This is a genomic window from Streptomyces sp. B3I8 (assembly GCF_030816915.1).
GTDB lineage: Bacteria > Actinomycetota > Actinomycetes > Streptomycetales > Streptomycetaceae > Streptomyces.
Genome location: NZ_JAUSYN010000002.1, coordinates 7,114,500 through 7,129,840, shown reverse-complemented (window position 1 = coordinate 7,129,840; position 15,341 = coordinate 7,114,500). Strand labels below are relative to the sequence as shown.

Annotated in this window: 16 protein-coding genes; 7 read left to right on the top strand and 9 right to left on the bottom strand. The window is 72.3% G+C overall.

Annotated elements, in window-relative coordinates; all coding sequences use genetic code 11:
- Window positions 1–49: 49 nt before the first annotated feature.
- Together proP and QFZ64_RS33430 are read right to left on the bottom strand one after the other, a co-directional pair.
- Window positions 50–1,558: a glycine betaine/L-proline transporter ProP gene (gene proP / locus QFZ64_RS33435; RefSeq protein ID WP_307071221.1), complete on the bottom strand. Its 1,509-nt coding sequence runs from the start codon at window positions 1,556–1,558 to the stop codon at window positions 50–52.
- Window positions 1,559–1,859: 301 nt separating this feature from the next.
- On the bottom strand, window positions 1,860–2,351 hold the full coding sequence (locus QFZ64_RS33430) for a peptidylprolyl isomerase (RefSeq protein WP_307071220.1): 492 nt from the start codon (window positions 2,349–2,351) through the stop codon (window positions 1,860–1,862).
- 206 nt (window positions 2,352–2,557) lie between these two features.
- Between QFZ64_RS33430 and QFZ64_RS33425 the strand changes: the two genes are divergently transcribed.
- Complete coding sequence (locus QFZ64_RS33425) at window positions 2,558–3,127, top strand: TetR/AcrR family transcriptional regulator (RefSeq protein WP_307071219.1); 570 nt, start codon at window positions 2,558–2,560, stop codon at window positions 3,125–3,127.
- Window positions 3,128–3,223: 96 nt separating this feature from the next.
- A complete protein-coding gene (locus tag QFZ64_RS33420) occupies window positions 3,224–4,417 on the top strand; it encodes a GDSL-type esterase/lipase family protein (protein ID WP_307071218.1) in 1,194 nt (397 codons plus the stop codon).
- Between the two features lie 52 nt (window positions 4,418–4,469).
- Here QFZ64_RS33420 and QFZ64_RS33415 read toward each other — a convergent pair whose 3' ends face one another.
- Together QFZ64_RS33415 and QFZ64_RS33410 are read right to left on the bottom strand one after the other, a co-directional pair.
- Complete coding sequence (locus QFZ64_RS33415) at window positions 4,470–4,922, bottom strand: hypothetical protein (RefSeq protein ID WP_307071216.1); 453 nt, start codon at window positions 4,920–4,922, stop codon at window positions 4,470–4,472.
- Window positions 4,923–5,108: 186 nt separating this feature from the next.
- On the bottom strand, window positions 5,109–6,059 hold the full coding sequence (locus QFZ64_RS33410; protein ID WP_307071215.1) for an alpha/beta fold hydrolase: 951 nt from the start codon (window positions 6,057–6,059) through the stop codon (window positions 5,109–5,111).
- Window positions 6,060–6,207: 148 nt separating this feature from the next.
- Between QFZ64_RS33410 and QFZ64_RS33405 the strand changes: the two genes are divergently transcribed.
- Window positions 6,208–6,822 (top strand): TetR/AcrR family transcriptional regulator, encoded by a 615-nt coding sequence (locus QFZ64_RS33405; protein WP_307071214.1) that lies wholly within the window; start codon window positions 6,208–6,210, stop codon window positions 6,820–6,822.
- Window positions 6,823–6,924: 102 nt separating this feature from the next.
- On the opposite strand, the gene QFZ64_RS33400 is transcribed toward QFZ64_RS33405, so the two are convergent.
- Window positions 6,925–8,001 carry an alkene reductase gene (locus tag QFZ64_RS33400; RefSeq protein ID WP_307071213.1) on the bottom strand — a complete coding sequence of 359 codons (1,077 nt, stop codon included), beginning with the start codon at window positions 7,999–8,001 and terminating at the stop codon, window positions 6,925–6,927.
- 122 nt (window positions 8,002–8,123) lie between these two features.
- On the opposite strand from QFZ64_RS33400, the gene QFZ64_RS33395 reads away from it, so the two are divergent.
- The 4 genes from QFZ64_RS33395 (at window position 8,124) to QFZ64_RS33380 (ending at window position 10,887) form a co-directional block, all read left to right on the top strand.
- Window positions 8,124–8,501, top strand: coding sequence for a MerR family transcriptional regulator (locus QFZ64_RS33395; protein ID WP_307071212.1), 378 nt, complete (start codon window positions 8,124–8,126; stop codon window positions 8,499–8,501).
- A gap of 96 nt (window positions 8,502–8,597) precedes the next feature.
- Window positions 8,598–9,107: a DinB family protein gene (locus QFZ64_RS33390; protein WP_307071211.1), complete on the top strand. Its 510-nt coding sequence runs from the start codon at window positions 8,598–8,600 to the stop codon at window positions 9,105–9,107.
- Window positions 9,108–9,508: 401 nt separating this feature from the next.
- A complete protein-coding gene (locus tag QFZ64_RS33385; protein ID WP_307071210.1) occupies window positions 9,509–9,964 on the top strand; it encodes a tellurite resistance TerB family protein in 456 nt (151 codons plus the stop codon).
- 125 nt (window positions 9,965–10,089) lie between these two features.
- Entirely contained in the window at window positions 10,090–10,887 is a 798-nt protein-coding gene (locus tag QFZ64_RS33380; RefSeq protein WP_307071209.1) for an SAM-dependent methyltransferase, read from the top strand.
- Between the two features lie 73 nt (window positions 10,888–10,960).
- On the opposite strand, the gene QFZ64_RS33375 is transcribed toward QFZ64_RS33380, so the two are convergent.
- The 4 genes from QFZ64_RS33375 to QFZ64_RS33360 all read right to left on the bottom strand — a co-directional run bounded on the left by QFZ64_RS33375 (window position 10,961) and on the right by QFZ64_RS33360 (window position 15,130).
- Window positions 10,961–11,758: a TIGR03943 family protein gene (locus QFZ64_RS33375; RefSeq protein WP_307071208.1), complete on the bottom strand. Its 798-nt coding sequence runs from the start codon at window positions 11,756–11,758 to the stop codon at window positions 10,961–10,963.
- The gene (locus QFZ64_RS33370; protein WP_373430711.1) at window positions 11,755–12,810 is read right to left on the bottom strand and encodes a permease; all 1,056 of its coding nucleotides are present in this window, start codon (window positions 12,808–12,810) and stop codon (window positions 11,755–11,757) included. Before QFZ64_RS33370 ends, QFZ64_RS33375 begins: the two co-directional genes overlap by 4 nt.
- Window positions 12,811–12,974: 164 nt before the next feature.
- The gene (locus tag QFZ64_RS33365; protein WP_373430710.1) at window positions 12,975–14,078 is read right to left on the bottom strand and encodes an NADH:flavin oxidoreductase/NADH oxidase; all 1,104 of its coding nucleotides are present in this window, start codon (window positions 14,076–14,078) and stop codon (window positions 12,975–12,977) included.
- A gap of 152 nt (window positions 14,079–14,230) precedes the next feature.
- Entirely contained in the window at window positions 14,231–15,130 is a 900-nt protein-coding gene (locus QFZ64_RS33360) for an NAD(P)-dependent oxidoreductase (RefSeq protein WP_307071206.1), read from the bottom strand.
- Window positions 15,131–15,341: the final 211 nt, after the last annotated feature.

Sequence of the window (15,341 nt, the reverse complement as noted above, 5' to 3'; positions counted from 1 at the left end):
CCGAACCCCAAACCAAGCCCCACGCCTCGAGCTCCGAGCTCCGAGGTGGTCAGAACCTCGGCACCTGCGCCTTGCTCCCGACCATCTCCGCCGCCTCCTCCGCCGTCGCGACCGCCGGGGGCGAGCCCGCCAGCGGACGGCGGGCCGTCTCCTTCATGCAGGCCACCGAGACGACACCGACGAGGGCCGCCGCCACGGCGTAGAAAGCGGGCATCAGATCGCTGCCGGTGACGGAGATCAGCGCGGTGATCACCAGCGGGGTCGTCCCGCCGAACAGCGACGCGGAGAGGTTGTAGCCGATGGACAGGGAGCCGTAGCGCACCTGGGTCGGGAAGAGGGCGGGCAGCGCCGCGGACATCGTGCCGAGCAGGCAGACCAGCGACAGGCCCAGCATCAGCATGCCGCCGGAGACCGCCACCAGGCTGCCCTGCTGCACCAGCAGGAAGGACGGGACGGACAGCACGAAGAAGCCCAGCATCCCGGTCATGAGCACCGGCTTCCGGCCGACCCGGTCGGAGAGCTCGCCGACCTGGTTGATGACCAGCATCAGCACCACCATGGTGGCGATGAGGACCAGCAGGCCGTGCGTCTCGGAGTAGCCCATCTCGTCGGAGAGATAGGTCGGCATGTACGACAGCAGCATGTAGTCGCAGATGTTGTAGGCGCCGACGAGACAGACGCAGAGGATGAGCGTGGGCCAGTACTCGCGGAAGATCTTCGCGAGGTCGCCTTTCGCGGTCGGCTCCACCGTGGAGGCCGACTCGGACGCCCGATGGGCGGAGGAGTCCTCCAGCTTCTGGAAGGCGGGCGTCTCGTCCAGCTTGAGCCGCAGGTAGAGGCCGACGATGCCGATGGGGCCGGCCACCAGGAACGGCACCCGCCAGCCCCAGGAGTGCATGCCGTCGCTGCCGAGGAGAGCGGTCAGGAGCGTCACCAGGCCCGACGCGCCGACGTAGCCGGCCAGCGTGCCGAGTTCGAGGAAGCTGCCGAAGAAGCCGCGGCGCCGGTCCGGCGCGTACTCGGCGATGAAGGTGGAGGCGCCGCCGTACTCGCCGCCGGTGGAGAAGCCCTGGACCAGCCGGAAGAGGATGAGCAGCACGGGCGACCAGAAGCCGATGGTGGTGTACGCCGGGATCAGACCGATGGCGAACGTGCCGACCGCCATCATGATCATGGTCATGGCGAGGACCTTCTTGCGGCCGATCCTGTCGCCCATCGGTCCGAAGACCATGCCGCCCAGGGGGCGGACCAGGAAGGAGACGGCGAACGTGGCGAATGACGACAGGAGCTGCACGGTGTCGTTCCCGGACGGGAAGAACACCTTGCCGATGGTGACGGCGAGGTAGCTGTAGATGCCGAAGTCGAACCATTCCATGGCGTTGCCGAGGGAGGCCGCCTTCACCGCCCGCCGGACCGCCGACTCGTCGGTGACGGTGATGTCGGTGCGCCGCAGCGGGGGGTTGCGGCGCCGTTTCACCGCCCTGAACAGTCTGCGGTGGCGCTTGAGGGCCTCGCTGTCGGCGTCGATCGTGGGGAGACCGGTGTCACTGTCCGCCATCGAGGGCTCCTATCTGCCGGCCACGGGCGTCCACGCCATCACCTACTCGCTCACGGCCGGGGCAAACCGGCCACTTCCCGTGGCGGAAAACACTCGTCCGGATGAGCGATCGGCACGCACGAGAACCTTGCGGCGTCCCGGCGACGCACGGGGAACACCCCGGCCACAGGCCCTGGGGCGGCCCGTGACAAGCCCGAAGGGGCCCGGGGTGTACCCGGGCCCCTTCGGTTCCGCGACTGCGGAAGCGACTGCGACTGCGACTGCGACTGCGACTGCGACTGCGAGGAGCCGAGTCGGTCGCTCAGACCGTACCCGACGCGGAGATGGTGACCTTGCCCTTGGGGGAGCCGGACTGGCTGCCCAGGGCCTCGACCTGGTCGACCAGTTCCTGGCCCTCGACGACCTCGCCGAAGACGACGTGCTTGCCGTCCAGCCAGGACGTCACGACCGTCGTGATGAAGAACTGCGAGCCGTTGGTGTTCGGGCCCGCGTTGGCCATCGAGAGCAGGTACGGCTTGGTGTGCTTGTGCGTGAAGTTCTCGTCGGCGAACTTCTCGCCGTAGATGCTCTTGCCGCCGGTGCCGTTGCCCCGGGTGAAGTCGCCGCCCTGGAGCATGAACTGCGGAATGATGCGGTGGAAGGACGAGCCGGCGTAACCGAACCCGTGCTCACCGGTGGCCAGCTCGCGGAAGTTCTTCGCGGTCTTCGGCACGTCCTCGTCGTACAGCTTGAAGACGATGCGGCCCGCGGGCTGGTCGTTGATGGTGATGTCGAAATACACGTTGGATCCCATGGGAAGATCATGGCATGTTGCCCCCGGCGGCAGCAGCCTGGCCCCGCAAAAGCCGCTTGTCGGTCAGAGGCGGCCGCCTCCCGTCGGGCCGGCCGGTATCCTCCGCGCGGCCTCCACCTCCCGGCCTAACATTGATAAGCGTTTGCCTAAAAGGTTTAGGTAAACGCATACTCACCCTGGACATCGTCGGAGCGAGGGGACGCGTCATGGTGCGTGCGGGGCTGACCGCGGAACGGCTCGCCCGTGCGGGTGCGGAGCTGGCCGACGAGGTCGGGTTCGACCAGGTCACGGTGTCGGCGGTGGCGCGACGGTTCGACGTCAAGGTCGCCAGTCTGTATTCGCACGTGAAGAACTCGCACGACCTCAAGACCCGGATCGCCCTCGTCGCTCTCGAGGAACTCGCCGACCGCGGGGCCGCCGCCCTCGCCGGACGCGCCGGCAAGGACGCGCTCACCGCCCTGGCGGACGTCTACCGGGACTACGCCCGGGAGCACCCCGGCCGCTACGACGCGGCGCGGTACCGGCTCGACCCGGAGACCGCGGCCGCGAGCGCGGGCGGTCGGCACGCGCACATGACGCGGGCCGTGCTGCGCGGCTACGACCTCACCGAGCCGGACCAGACCCATGCGGTCCGGTTGCTCGGCAGCGTCTTCCACGGATACGTCAGCCTGGAGGCGGCCGGCGGGTTCAGCCACAGCGCCCCGGATTCGCAGGTGAGCTGGGCGCGCATCCTGGACGCGCTCGACGCCCTGCTGCGCAACTGGCCCCCGGCGTGAGCACGGGCGTCCGACGGGCGCCCTCCACACCGTCCGCCTCTCTCCCGCCCCCTCCCTTTCACTCCTCCGATCGACACCTTGAGGCAGCACCTCCCCATGAACGACCTCCCCCTGAACGACTGGATCACCACTCCCCTCTCCCCCGCGCTTCTGCGCGGCGCCCTGGAGCTGGAGACCACCGCGCGGGGCGTGCTCCCGCACCGGCTGCCCGCCCGGGCCCGCGCCCAGGTCGCCGACGGGCAGCTCACCATGGCGGAGTCCCAGCCCTCCGGCGTACGGCTGGCCTTCCGGACCCGGGCCACCGCCGTCGAGCTGGACACGCTGCCCACCAAGCGGGAGTACGTCGGCGCGCCGCCCCGGCCGGACGGTGTGTACGACCTGGTGGTCGACGGCCGGCTGTTCGGACAGGCGCGCGTGACCGGCGGCAACACCCTGGTCGTCGACATGACCGCCGGCACCTTCGAGTCACGGACCGGCGCTCCCGGCACCGTGCGCTTCACGGACCTGCCCGAGGGGCTCAAGGACGTGGAGCTCTGGCTGCCGCACGACGAGACCACCGAACTCCTCGCCCTGCGCACCGACGCCCCCGTCGCACCCGTGCCGGACCGGGGCCGCCGGGTGTGGCTGCACCACGGCAGCTCGATCAGCCACGGTTCGAACGCCGCGAGCCCCTCGACCACCTGGCCGGCGCTGGCCGCCTCCCTGGGCGGAGTGGAGCTGGTCAACCTGGGGCTCGGCGGCGGCGCCCTGCTCGACCCGTTCACCGCCCGCGCCATGCGGGACACCCCCGCGGACCTGATCAGCGTCAAGATCGGCATCAACCTGGTCAACGCCGATCTCATGCGGCTGCGCGCGTTCACTCCCGCGGTCCACGGTTTCCTCGACACGCTCCGCGAGGGCCACCCGACGACGCCGTTGCTCGTCGTCTCGCCCATCCTGTGCCCCATCCACGAGGACACCCCCGGCCCGAGCGTCCCGGACTTCTCCGACCTCGCCGCCGGCCGGCTGCGGTCCCGGGCGGCCGGGGACCCGGCGGAGCGCGCGGCCGGCAAGCTGACGCTGAACGTCGTCCGCGAGGAGCTGGCCCGGATCGTGGCCCAGCGGGCGGCCGACGACCCGCACCTGCACCACCTCGACGGCCGCGACCTCTACGGCGAGGCGGACGCCGAGGAGCTGCCGCTGCCGGACGCCCTCCATCCGGACGCGGCGGCCCATCGTCGTATGGGCGAACGCTTCGCCGAGTCCGTCTTCGCGGAGGGCGGGGCGTTCTTCACGGCGGGGAAGGCCTGAGGGACGGCGGCGCCGCCGCTGCCGCCACCGGGCGTTCCCCGCGCGCGTCGGCTCAGCCGGCGTGCAGGGTGCCCTCCTCCAGGGTGAAGTGCTGCGGCAGGGAGCAGCCGAGGGAGGGCGTCAGCAGCAGACTGACGTCGATCGGCGCCGGCTCGCTGCTCGACGTGGAGAACTGGCAGACGGCGCCCTTGCCGGTGAGCGGGTACCAGAACCAGCCCTCCGGCTCTCCGACCACCGCGCTGTCCGACTGCTGCCAGGCGCCGTCGCTGCGGGTGTAGACCCGCAGCCGCACGGAGGCGCTGTATTCGTCGCCGGCGGTGCGCTCCGCCGTCAGGGTGATCCTGTAGTCGTCGCCGAGCTCCGAGGAGGCGATCTGCCGGGTGTCGGTGGCGGCCGCGGGGTCGGCGCCCGCCGTACCGGCGCCGGCCAGCGACAGAACGCCCGCGGTGACGGCGGCGAGCGCCGCGACGGTGCCCCGACGGACATGCCTGCGGTTCGTGATCATGTGTTCCCCCGTACATGGTGGTCTGTGGTCCGGAATGCGAGGCGGGAAGGGAAGTCGCGGGCGATATCCACCCATCAGCTCCCGTATCCGGGTATCCACATACCCATATGTATGTGCCCCGATCCCCGCTTACCGATTAGGACATCCCGAGTTGCCCGAGGGTTGTACGGCGACGGGGAGCGTTCGTCAGCCGTCCTTCCCGTCCCGGTAGGGGGCGAGGAACGCGGTGAGCGCGGTGAGCATCGCCTCGGGGGCCTCCTCGGCCGGGTAGTGGCCGCAGTCGGGCAGGACGAGGGTCTCCACGTCGTCCGCTCCGCGTGCCATCGTCTCGCCGACCCCCGCGCCGAGGACCTCCGCTCCCCCGATCGCCAGCACGGGGAGGGTCAGCCGGCGTTCGGCTCGCCGCTCGTTCTGCGCGAACGTCTCGTCCAGCGCCCGGTAGGGGGCGAAGCTGCCGCGCAGGGCCTCGGGATCGCGGGCCATGGTGTCGATGTAGTACCGGACGGCGCTCTCGGGCAGCGGCTTCGCCGTCTTGGTGGCGAACTGGCGGCCGAAGTAGAGGTGTTCACGGCCACTGACGAGTTGTTCGTTCAGCTCCGTGAGGCGGTTGAACGCGAAGTGCCAGAGCCGGTCGTTGGCCGTCGCGCTGCCGAAGAGCGGCGGCGAGGGGGACAGCCCGGGGATGGCCGCCTCGGCGACCGCCAGGCGTGCCACCCGGTCCGGGTGGTCCGCGGCCAACGCGTATCCCATCCACATCCCCACGTCGTGGCCGACCACGGCGAACCGGCGGTGGCCGAGCGCCGTCATCAGGTCCGCCATGTCGGCGGCGAGCGTGGCGGTGTCGTAGCCGTCCTCGGGCTTGTCGGAGAGGCCGACACCGCGCGGGTCCACCGCGACGACCCGGAAGTCGCGGGCCAGCGCCGGCATCAGCAGCCGCCAGGCGTACCAGTTCTGCGGCCAGCCGGAGACGAGCAGCAGCGCGGGCCCCTCACCCCCGGTGACGGCGTGCAGGCGCAGGGTGCCGGTGTCGACGTACCGGCTGGTGAAGGTGGCGGCGAAGCCGGGCGGCAGGTCCGGGACGCCGGAGACGGAGCCGGGTTCCCCGGGCGGTGGCGTGCTGGGGGCGGAAGCGGACATGGTGCGGCCTTTCGACGCGGGCGGCCTCGGTCCACGTCACGTTAATCATCTTGGACCGATCGGTCAATGATATCTCGACCGATCGGTCCAAGATGGTTGTAGGATCACGGGCGTCGGAGGGTACGAGCCGGAAGGACAGGTGAGCGGCATGCCGGGCCGGAAGCAGTTCGACGTGGACGAGGCTCTCGACCGGGCCATGCGCGTGTTCTGGGAGCGCGGTTACGCCGACGCCTCGCTCGACGTCCTCGGCAACGCCACCGGCCTGGGCCGCGGATCCCTCTACGGCGCCTTCGGCAACAAGGACGCCCTCTTCCGCGCCTGCCTCGACCGCTACGCGTCGCGTTACGGCGCCCTCCACGACGAGGCGCTCGCCGCGCGTTCCGGGGATCCGGTGCGCGCGGTGGAGGCGTTCCTCGACGCCACCCTCGCCCGCATCGAGGACCCCACGCTGCCCGCCGGGTGCCTCATCGCGCAGTCCGCCGCACAGTCGGCGACGCTGGAGGAGGACAGCGGAGCCCGGGTGCGCGCGCTGCTCGACGCGCAGCGCCGGCGGGTGCGCGCGGCGCTGGCGCGTTCCTCCGCCGACGGACGCACGCTCGACGAACTCGCCACGTACGTCGTCGCCGTCAACCAGTCGCTCGCCGTACTGAGCCGGGCCGGCACACCGGTGCCGGAACTGCGCGCGGTGGCCCGGCTCGCCCGCACCACGGTGGCGGACACCCTCGCGCGGGGGGCGGGCGACGACGACCGCCCGCCCGCCTGAGCCGGAACCCGGACCCGGACCCGAGCCTGAACCGGCCCGGCGCGCCCGGACTCTGCCGATCGCGCCCTCCCCCGGCACCGCGCCCGCCCGTTCGGGGCCCGTTCAGGCCGCCGCGTGCTGGTACGTCGGATACGTCAGGTACCCCTGGTCGCCGCCCGTGTAGTACGTGGCCTCGTCGGCCGGGGCGAGCGGGACTCCGGTGCGCAGGCGCTCCACCAGGTCGGGGTTGGCGAGGAAGCCGCGGCCGAAGCTGATGAGGTCGGCGCCGAGGTCGAGCCAGCGGTCGGCCTCGGCGCGGCCGGTCTGCTTGGCACCCATGGGGAGCACCGGGTTCATGACGAGGGTGCCCGGCCACGCCCGCCGCAGGCCCAGGAGCACGTCCTCCTCGGCGGTGGCCTCAAGGTGGATGTAGGCCGGCTCCAGCCGGGCGAGTTCGGTGAGCAGGGCGGCGTAGAGCTCGGGGACGTCCCTCTCCTCGACGCCCCAGAAGGTGCCGCCCGGGGAGAGCCGGATGCCGGTCCGCCCGGCGCCGACGGCGTCGACGGTGGCGGCCACGGCCTCGACGGCGAACCGGATGCGGTTGGCCGTGGAACCGCCGTAGCGGTCGGTGCGCAGGTTGGCGTTGGAGGAGAGGAACTGGGAGATCAGGTAGCCGTTGGCGCCGTGCAGTTCCACCCCGTCGAAGCCGGCGTCGAGGGCGCGGCGGGCGGCCCGCGCGTAGGACAGCACGTGCTCGGGGACCTCGTCGGTCTCCAGGGCGCGCGGTACGGGCGCCGGCTGCGGCCCCGTCGGGGTGAACACCTCACCGGTGGCGGCGACGGCGGACGGGCCCACGGGCCGGTGGCCGGTGGTGTCGGGGTGGGAGACCCTGCCGCCGTGCATGAGCTGGGCGAAGATCCGGCCGCCGTTGGCGTGCACCGCGGCCGTGACGGGCCGCCAGGAGGCGACCTGCGCGTCGGTGTGCAGCCCGGGGGTGCCCGGGTTCGACTGCCCCACCAGGCTCGGCTGCACACCTTCGGAGACGATGAGCCCGGCGGTCGCGCGCTGGGCGTAGTACGTGGCCATCGAGGGGGTGGCCAGTCCGTCGGCGGCGGCACGCACCCGGGTCATCGGTGCCATCACCGTCCGGTTGGGAAGGTCGAGTCCGCCGAGACGGTAGGCGTCGAAAAGGCTGGTCATGCGAGACTCCGTAGGATCCGAGGTGCCCGGACCTCGGGCACGGCGCTACGCTAAAACCTGACATTGACGTCAGAGGCAAGAGCTGTGCGGCAGGTCACAGCGGGAGCGGGTGGGAGGACGGCATGCGTATCGGGGAGCTCGCGTCACGGGCCGGGGTCAGCGTCCGGTCGGTGCGCTACTACGAGGAGCAGGGGCTGCTCAAGAGCGTCCGCAGCCCCAGCGGGCAGCGGCACTACACCGAGGAGGAGATCGAGCGGGTGGCGTTCATCCAGCGGATGTACACCGCGGGGCTCTCCAGCCGGACCATCCTCGAACTGATGCCGTGCGTGGACGCGCCCAGCGCGGACAACTCCGACGCGGCCCTCGCACGGATGGCGCAGGAGCGCGAGCGGCTGTCCCGGCACATCGAGGAACTCATGGAGACCCGGGACGCGCTCGACCGGCTGGTGGCGGTGGCCACGGCATACCGGGAAACCCTGCAGACGCCGGTGGCGGGCTGACCAGTTGGACCACGCCCGCCCGCGGTCGGCGGCCGTGCCCGGGCACGGCCGCCGACCGCGGCAGACCGCCGTACGGCAGCAAGGGAGCATGTGAGCGTGAGCACCGACCCCCGCATCGGACCCCCACGCCTCGGCGGTGAGCGCGAGACCCTGCGCGCGTTCCTCGACTACCACCGGGCGACGCTCGCCATGAAGTGCGAGGGCCTCACCGACGAGGAGCTGCGACGCCGTTCCTCGCCGCCCTCGACGCTGACGCTGCTCGGCCTGGTACGGCACATGGCCGAGGTGGAACGCGCTTGGTTCCGCCGGGTGTTCGAGGACCACGAGGCTCCGATGGTGTGGTCCGAGAAGATCGACTTCCAGGCGGCGTACGACGCGAGCGCGTCGACCCGCGTGGAGGCGTTCACGGCCTGGGAGGCGGAGGTCGAGGTCTCCCGCCGCATCGAGCGGGAGGCGGCCTCACTGGAACTGGCCGGGTACCAGCCGCGGTGGGGCGAACGGGTGTCGCTGCGGATGGTGATGGTCCACGTCCTGCTGGAGTACGCGCGGCACAACGGCCACGCGGACTTCCTGCGGGAGGGCATCGACGGAACGGTGGGCGCCTGAGCCCTCCCGGTCCGGAGCCCTCCCGGTCCGGAGCCCCCGGATCCGGATGGGGCGGGCCCGGCCCCGGCGCGCCCCATCGAGGGAACGCGAACGCCCCGTCCCGGATGTCCCGGGGCGGGGCGACACTGGAGCGCTGGGCAGGCCTTGCACCTGCATCTCCCCGCAGGAAGCGGGGCGCCTTTCCTTGGACCACCAACGCGTGCACTCCGGCCGGTTCTTCACCCCCGGCGGCGTGTTGTGATGATCATACCCCAGGCTCACCCTGCGCGCGAACTCACGGATCACCGCTCTGCGGGCGGAACTCGTGGGGGCCGCGGGTAGTTCCTACAGTGCTGTCGGACATCGGCGGCAGCCGGCCCGTCGCAAGGGCGGCCGGATCGTTTCACCACGTAGGAGTGCGCATGGCCCTGTGGGACCGCCTGAAGGAGTCCGCGTCGACGATGCAGACCCAGCTCACCGCGAAGAAGAACGACCTGACGAGCGGCGCCTTCCGCGACGCCGCCATGGCGATGTGCGCGCTGGTCGCGGCGGCCGACGGCACCGTGGACCCGTCCGAGCGGCAGCGCGTCGCGCAGCTCATCTCCACCAACGAGGTACTGCAGAACTTCCCCGCCGACGACCTGCGCCGCCGCTTCGAGGACAACCTGAACAAGCTCACCGCCGACTTCGCGTTCGGCAAGGTCAGCGTGCTCCAGGAGATCGCCAAAGCGAAGAAGAAGCCCGCCGAGGCGCGGGCCGTCGTCCAGATCGGCATCGTCATCGGCGGCGCCGACGGCGACTTCGACAAGACCGAGCAGGCCGTGGTGCGCGAGGCGTGCTTCACCCTCGGCCTTCCGCCGCACGAGTTCGACCTCTGACGCGTCCGGGCCGGCCGAATCGGCAGCCGTACTCCATGGCCGGGCGGACCGGCGCCGTGGTACCGCTGAACCGCCCGCACTCCCATGGGCCGCGACCACACCGGAACACCTCAGCGGAGGCCGACATGACCGACACCGGGTTCAGCGCGAGCGAGATAGACACCGGCACACCGCATTCGGCGCGGATGTACGACTGGTTCCTCGACGGCAAGGACCACTACCCGGCCGACGCCGAAGCCGCCCGGAAGATCGTCGAGTTACTGCCCGACGTCAAGGACACCGCGTGGTCCAACCGTGAGTTCATGCACCGGGCCGCCCGCTTCCTGGCGCACCAGGGGGTCCGTCAGTTCCTGGACATCGGCACGGGGATACCGACCGAGCCCAACCTCCACCAGATCGTGCAGGGCATCACGCCCGACGCCCGGGTGATCTACGTCGACAACGATCCCATCGTGTTACGGCACGCCGAGGCGCTGCTGGACAGCACACCGGAGGGCCGCACCGCGTACCTGCACGCCGATGTGCGGGAGCCGGAGAGGATCCTCGCCCGAGTGAGGGAGCACCTGGACTTCGACCGGCCGATCGGCCTCTCCCTGATCGCGCTGCTGCCGTTCGTCGCCGACGGACACGACCCGTACGAGATCGTCGCGACCTTGACGGAGCCGCTGGCAGCGGGCAGTCACCTCGTGATCTCCCATGTCACCGGGGAGTTCCAGCCCGAGATCTGGGACCGCGTCGACGCCATCTACCGGGCCGGGGGGACACCGGTCGAGGCTCGCTCCCGTGCCGAGGTGACCCGCTTCTTCGACGGATTCGAACTGTGCGAGCCCGGCGTGGAGCTGGCCACCCGCTGGCGTCCGGACCCGGACGCGCCGGCGCGCCGCGACCAGCCGCTGTACGTGGGGGTCGGTCGCAAGCCCTGACGGCGGCGGGGCTCCGCCGCGAGACGACGGCTCGGGGCGGGCGACCGCTCGGCGCGAGGGGTGAGGGGGCGGCTCAGCGCGACGGGGTGAGGGGCAGGGCGTCCTGATAGCCGTTGACCGGGCGGGGCACCTTCGTGACCGTACGGGCGTCGAGCGCGACGTCGGCGGTGGAGGTACCGAGGGTGCCGTCCCGGTGCCAGGTGCCGGTGACCCTCACCCAGGTGTCCGCGGGCGGGGCGGGAGTCCGGTGGACGCGCACCTTCACCGACTGCGCGTCGGCCGCACAGCACGAGATGATGATGCGGGTCAGATCCCAGTCCCCGCCGGCCCGGTCGCCCTTGGGGACGGGTGTGACGAGGCCGGTCATCTCCACGGTGCGGCCCTCGACCGCCCGCGTACGGTCCTGGCGTACCCGGCGGGTGAAGTCGGTGAGGGTGATCGGCAGCGGCGAGGTGGCGGGCAGCGGGTCGAAGTGGTCCTGTTCGGATACCTGCTTGGGCGGCTGCCGGGCGGCGGTGAACGCGCCGAGGGCGGGCGGGGCCCAGAACAGCAGGCTCAGCGCGGGCAGGAACAGCAGCCAGGCGACGCGGGGGACGGAGGAATGGTCGTGGCCGTGGCCGTCGTCGTGGCCCTGCCTGTGTCCCTGGCCGTGTCGCTGTTCCTGGTGTGCGTGACTGTCCGGCGTCTCCCGCGGGGTCCGGCGCGACCACGCCTCCGCCACCCCGAGCACGAGCAGCAGCACACCCGACGCGATGAGCAGCGGGCGCATCCCCGGCCGCACGTAGCGCAGGCACAGATCGGTGAAGAGCGACGTGTGCAGCAGGCCGAGGCCGCCGAGGACGAGGAGCGTCACCTGCGCGGGCCGGTTCACAGCAGGACGCCTCCGATCAGCGCGCTGGACACGACGGCGACGACCGTCGTGGCGGCGGAGAAGCGGACCGCGAAGGCCCGGCCGAACGTGCCCGCCTGAAGGGCGATCAGCTTCAGGTCGACCATGGGGCCGACCACCATGAACGCCAGCCGCGCCACCGGCGGGAACCCGGTGAGCGAGGCGGCGAGGAACGCGTCGGCCTCGGAACACACCGCGAGCAGGATCGCGAGGGCGGCGAGGAACAGGACCGACAGCCAGGGCGAGCCGGTGAACGCGTCGAGCAGCGAACGCGGGACGGTCACGTTGAAGGTGGCCGCGGCCATCGCGCCGAGGACGAGGAAGCCGCCCGCGTGCAGGAAGTCGTGCTGGAAGCCGAGCCGGAACTCGGTGAAGCGGCTGTGCCCCGGCCGGTGCCCGGTGTGCCGCACCGCCGGTCGCAGCCACTCCGTGCGGCCCAGCAGGAGCCAGAGCCAGCCCATGACGGAGGCGGTGACGAGGGAGGCGAGGAGCCGGGCCAGCACCATCAGGGGGCTGCCCGGGAAGGCGATCGCGGTGGCGGTGAGGACGACCGGGTTGATCGCGGGCGCGGAGAGCAGGAACGTGAACGCGGCGGCCGGGGCCACGCCCCGGCCGATCAGACTGCCCGCGACCGGCACCGACGCGCATTCGCAGCCGGGCAGGACGACCCCCGCGACCCCCGCGACCGGCACCGCCAGCGCGGGCCGCTTCGGCAGCAGTCGGCCGAACACCCGGGCGGGTACGAAGGCGTTGATGGCGCCGGACAGGGCGGTGCCGAGCAGGAGGAACGGCAGCGCCTGCACGGTGATCGCCAGGCACACGGTCCGCCACGCCTGCACGGCGGGCGCGTCCACGCCGCGCACGGCGACGAACAGCGCCGTGCCGGGCAGGACGGCCGCCGCGAGCAGCCACAGCGCCCAGTACGGGGGCAGGCCGCGGCCGGGGGCGTCTTCGGCCGGACCGGGTGGCGCGGATGGCCCGGGTCGCGCGGGCGATCCCCCCGCCACCCCGGTCCGTTCGTCTGTCGTCTGCACGTCGGCTCCGAATGTTCGCACGCACGCCCAAGGGGGAGCAGGGGATCCCCCGTGCGCTTGGGGAGGAACATAGCGGGAGCCGCTTGCCGTCCCCTCAACGCCCCTCGGGAACGGGGTTCCTCGCGGGACCTCCGTGGGCGCGTGACGTGTCGCCGCGCGTGCCGTCAGACGCTCGCCCGGCGGGCGCGCTCGGCCCGCCCGTACTGGGGCGGGAAGGGGTGCTCCTCGCCCAGGGCGCGGGCGGCCTGGCGCGGCCAGTACGGGTTGAGCAGCAGCTCGCGCCCGAGCGCCACCGCGTCCGCCTCTCCGTCGGCGAGGATCTTCTCGGCCTGCTCGGGGTCGGTGATCAGGCCGACGGCGGCGGTCGGCAGCCCCGCCTCCCGGCGTACCCGGGCCGCGAAGGGGACCTGGTAGCCGGGCTGGGCGGGGATGCGGGCGTGCGGCACGTTGCCGCCGGTGGAGACGTGCAGCAGGTCCACGCCGTGCTCCTTGAGCAGCGCGGCCAGCCGTACGGTGTCGTCCGCCGTCCAGCCCTCCGGCTCGACCCAGTCGGTGGCCGACACCCGGAGGAAGAGGGGAGTCTCCTCGGGGACGGCCGCGCGGACGGCGTCGGCGATCTCCACGGCGAGGCGGGCGCGGTTCTCGAAGGAGCCGCCGTAGTCGTCCCCGCGGTGGTTGGAGAGCGGGGAGAGGAACTCGTGGAGGAGGTAACCGTGCGCGGCGTGCACCTCCAGGACCCGGTAGCCGGCCTCGACGGCCCGGCGGGCGGCGGCGACGAAGCCGTCGACGACGCCCCGGACCTCCTCGGCGGCCAGTTCGTGCGGCACCGGGTGCCCCTCGTCGAAGGGGAGTCCGCTCGGCGCGACGGGCCGCCAGCCGAGACGGTCGGGCGTCAGCGGGGCGCCGCTGTAGAACTCCGCGTCGGTGCTGGCCTTTCGGCCAGCGTGCGCGAGCTGGATGCCCGGCACCACGCCGTGCTCGCTGAGGAAGGAGGTGATCCGGCGGTGCGCCTCGACCTGGGTGTCGTTCCAGATGCCCAGGTCGTACGGGGAGATGCGGCCCTCGGGCACCACACCGGTGGCCTCGACCAGGATGAGCCCGGGACCGCCCACCGCCCGGGCACCGTAGTGCTGCAGGTGCCAGTCGGTGGGGGCGCCGGTGCCGGCTCCCTCGGCGGGGGCGCTGTACTGGCACATCGGGGCCATCCATGCCCGGTTGGGGAAGGTGACGCCCCGCAGGGTGTACGGCGTGAAGAGACTGCTGGACAAGGGGACTGCTCCTCCGGGCGGACACACGGTTCTGCTGGTTTCCCGCATGCTTCTCTGCTTGCTCGGACCGACACTAAATGTATGTGCCATCAGCATGCGAATCGGTGGCCACGCGGGAGCGGGGCAGGTCCGCCCGGAGGTGTCGAGAGAGGTCAGGCTCCCTCGGGCGCGGGCGGCTGCTCGAAGCTGGCGTAGTAGGCGGCGGCCATGTCCTCGTCGCCGTGCCCCTGCGCGGCGGCACGCTCCATGCGCGCGGCGCTCGCGGCGGCGACGTCGAGGCGGACACCGCCCCGCTCCCCGGCCCGCACGATCAGCCGGGCGTCCTTGGCGGCCGTCGCCACGGCGAACTGGGCGGGCGAGAGCCGGTCGTTCAGCACGAGGTCGGCCTTGGCCCGCAGGTAGGGCAGGTCGAGGGCACCGCCGCCGATGGCGTCGAAGAAATGCGCCGGGTCGACGCCGAGCGCCTGGGCCAGGGCGAGCACCTCGCCGGCGGCGCTGGTGGCCGCGAGGACCCAGCTGTTGGCGACCAGCTTCAGCCGGGTGGCGGTGCCGGCCGCACCGTCCTCCCCGGTCCACACGGTCCGGGCGCCGACGGCGTCGAAGACGGGGGCCACGGCCGGGCGGTGCGCCTCGGGGCCGGCCGCGAGGACGAGGAGCTGTCCGGCCTCGGCGGGCTGACGGGTGCCGAGCACGGGGGCGTCGAAGAAGACGAGGCCGTGGACGCGGGCGAAGGCCGCGAGGTCGTCGATCCCCTCGATGCCCGCCGTTGTCGACTGTACCCACGCGGTGCCGGGGCGCAGCGCGTCGGCGGCCTGCCGCATGACGTCGAGGGTGGCGGGGCCGTCGTAGAGCATGGTGAGGACGACGTCGGCGCCGGTGACGGCCTCGGCGGGGGTGTCGGTGACCGTGACGCCGTCCGCCGTCAGGGGTTCCGCCTTGTCCCGCGTACGGTTCCAGGCCCGCACGGCGAGCCCGGACCTGGCGAGGTTGCGCGCCATGGGCGCGCCCATGATGCCGGTACCGAGGACGGCGACGGTGGGTGTGGTGGTCATTGGTCTGCGCCTTCTGGTGGTCGGGAGGGGCCGGGGTGGGGTCAGGTGGGCCGTGCGACTGCACGTTACGTCGCGGGGCGCCGGCCCGCGCCGCAACGCGCCCCGCTCCACGCCCTGGCCTCCCGCGTAGGTGACCTGTTGGCCTTGCGGATCGCCCGCGGCAACTCCGTTTCGGACATGGTAGAACGGCCTCCGAGCGGGTCGCCGTCCC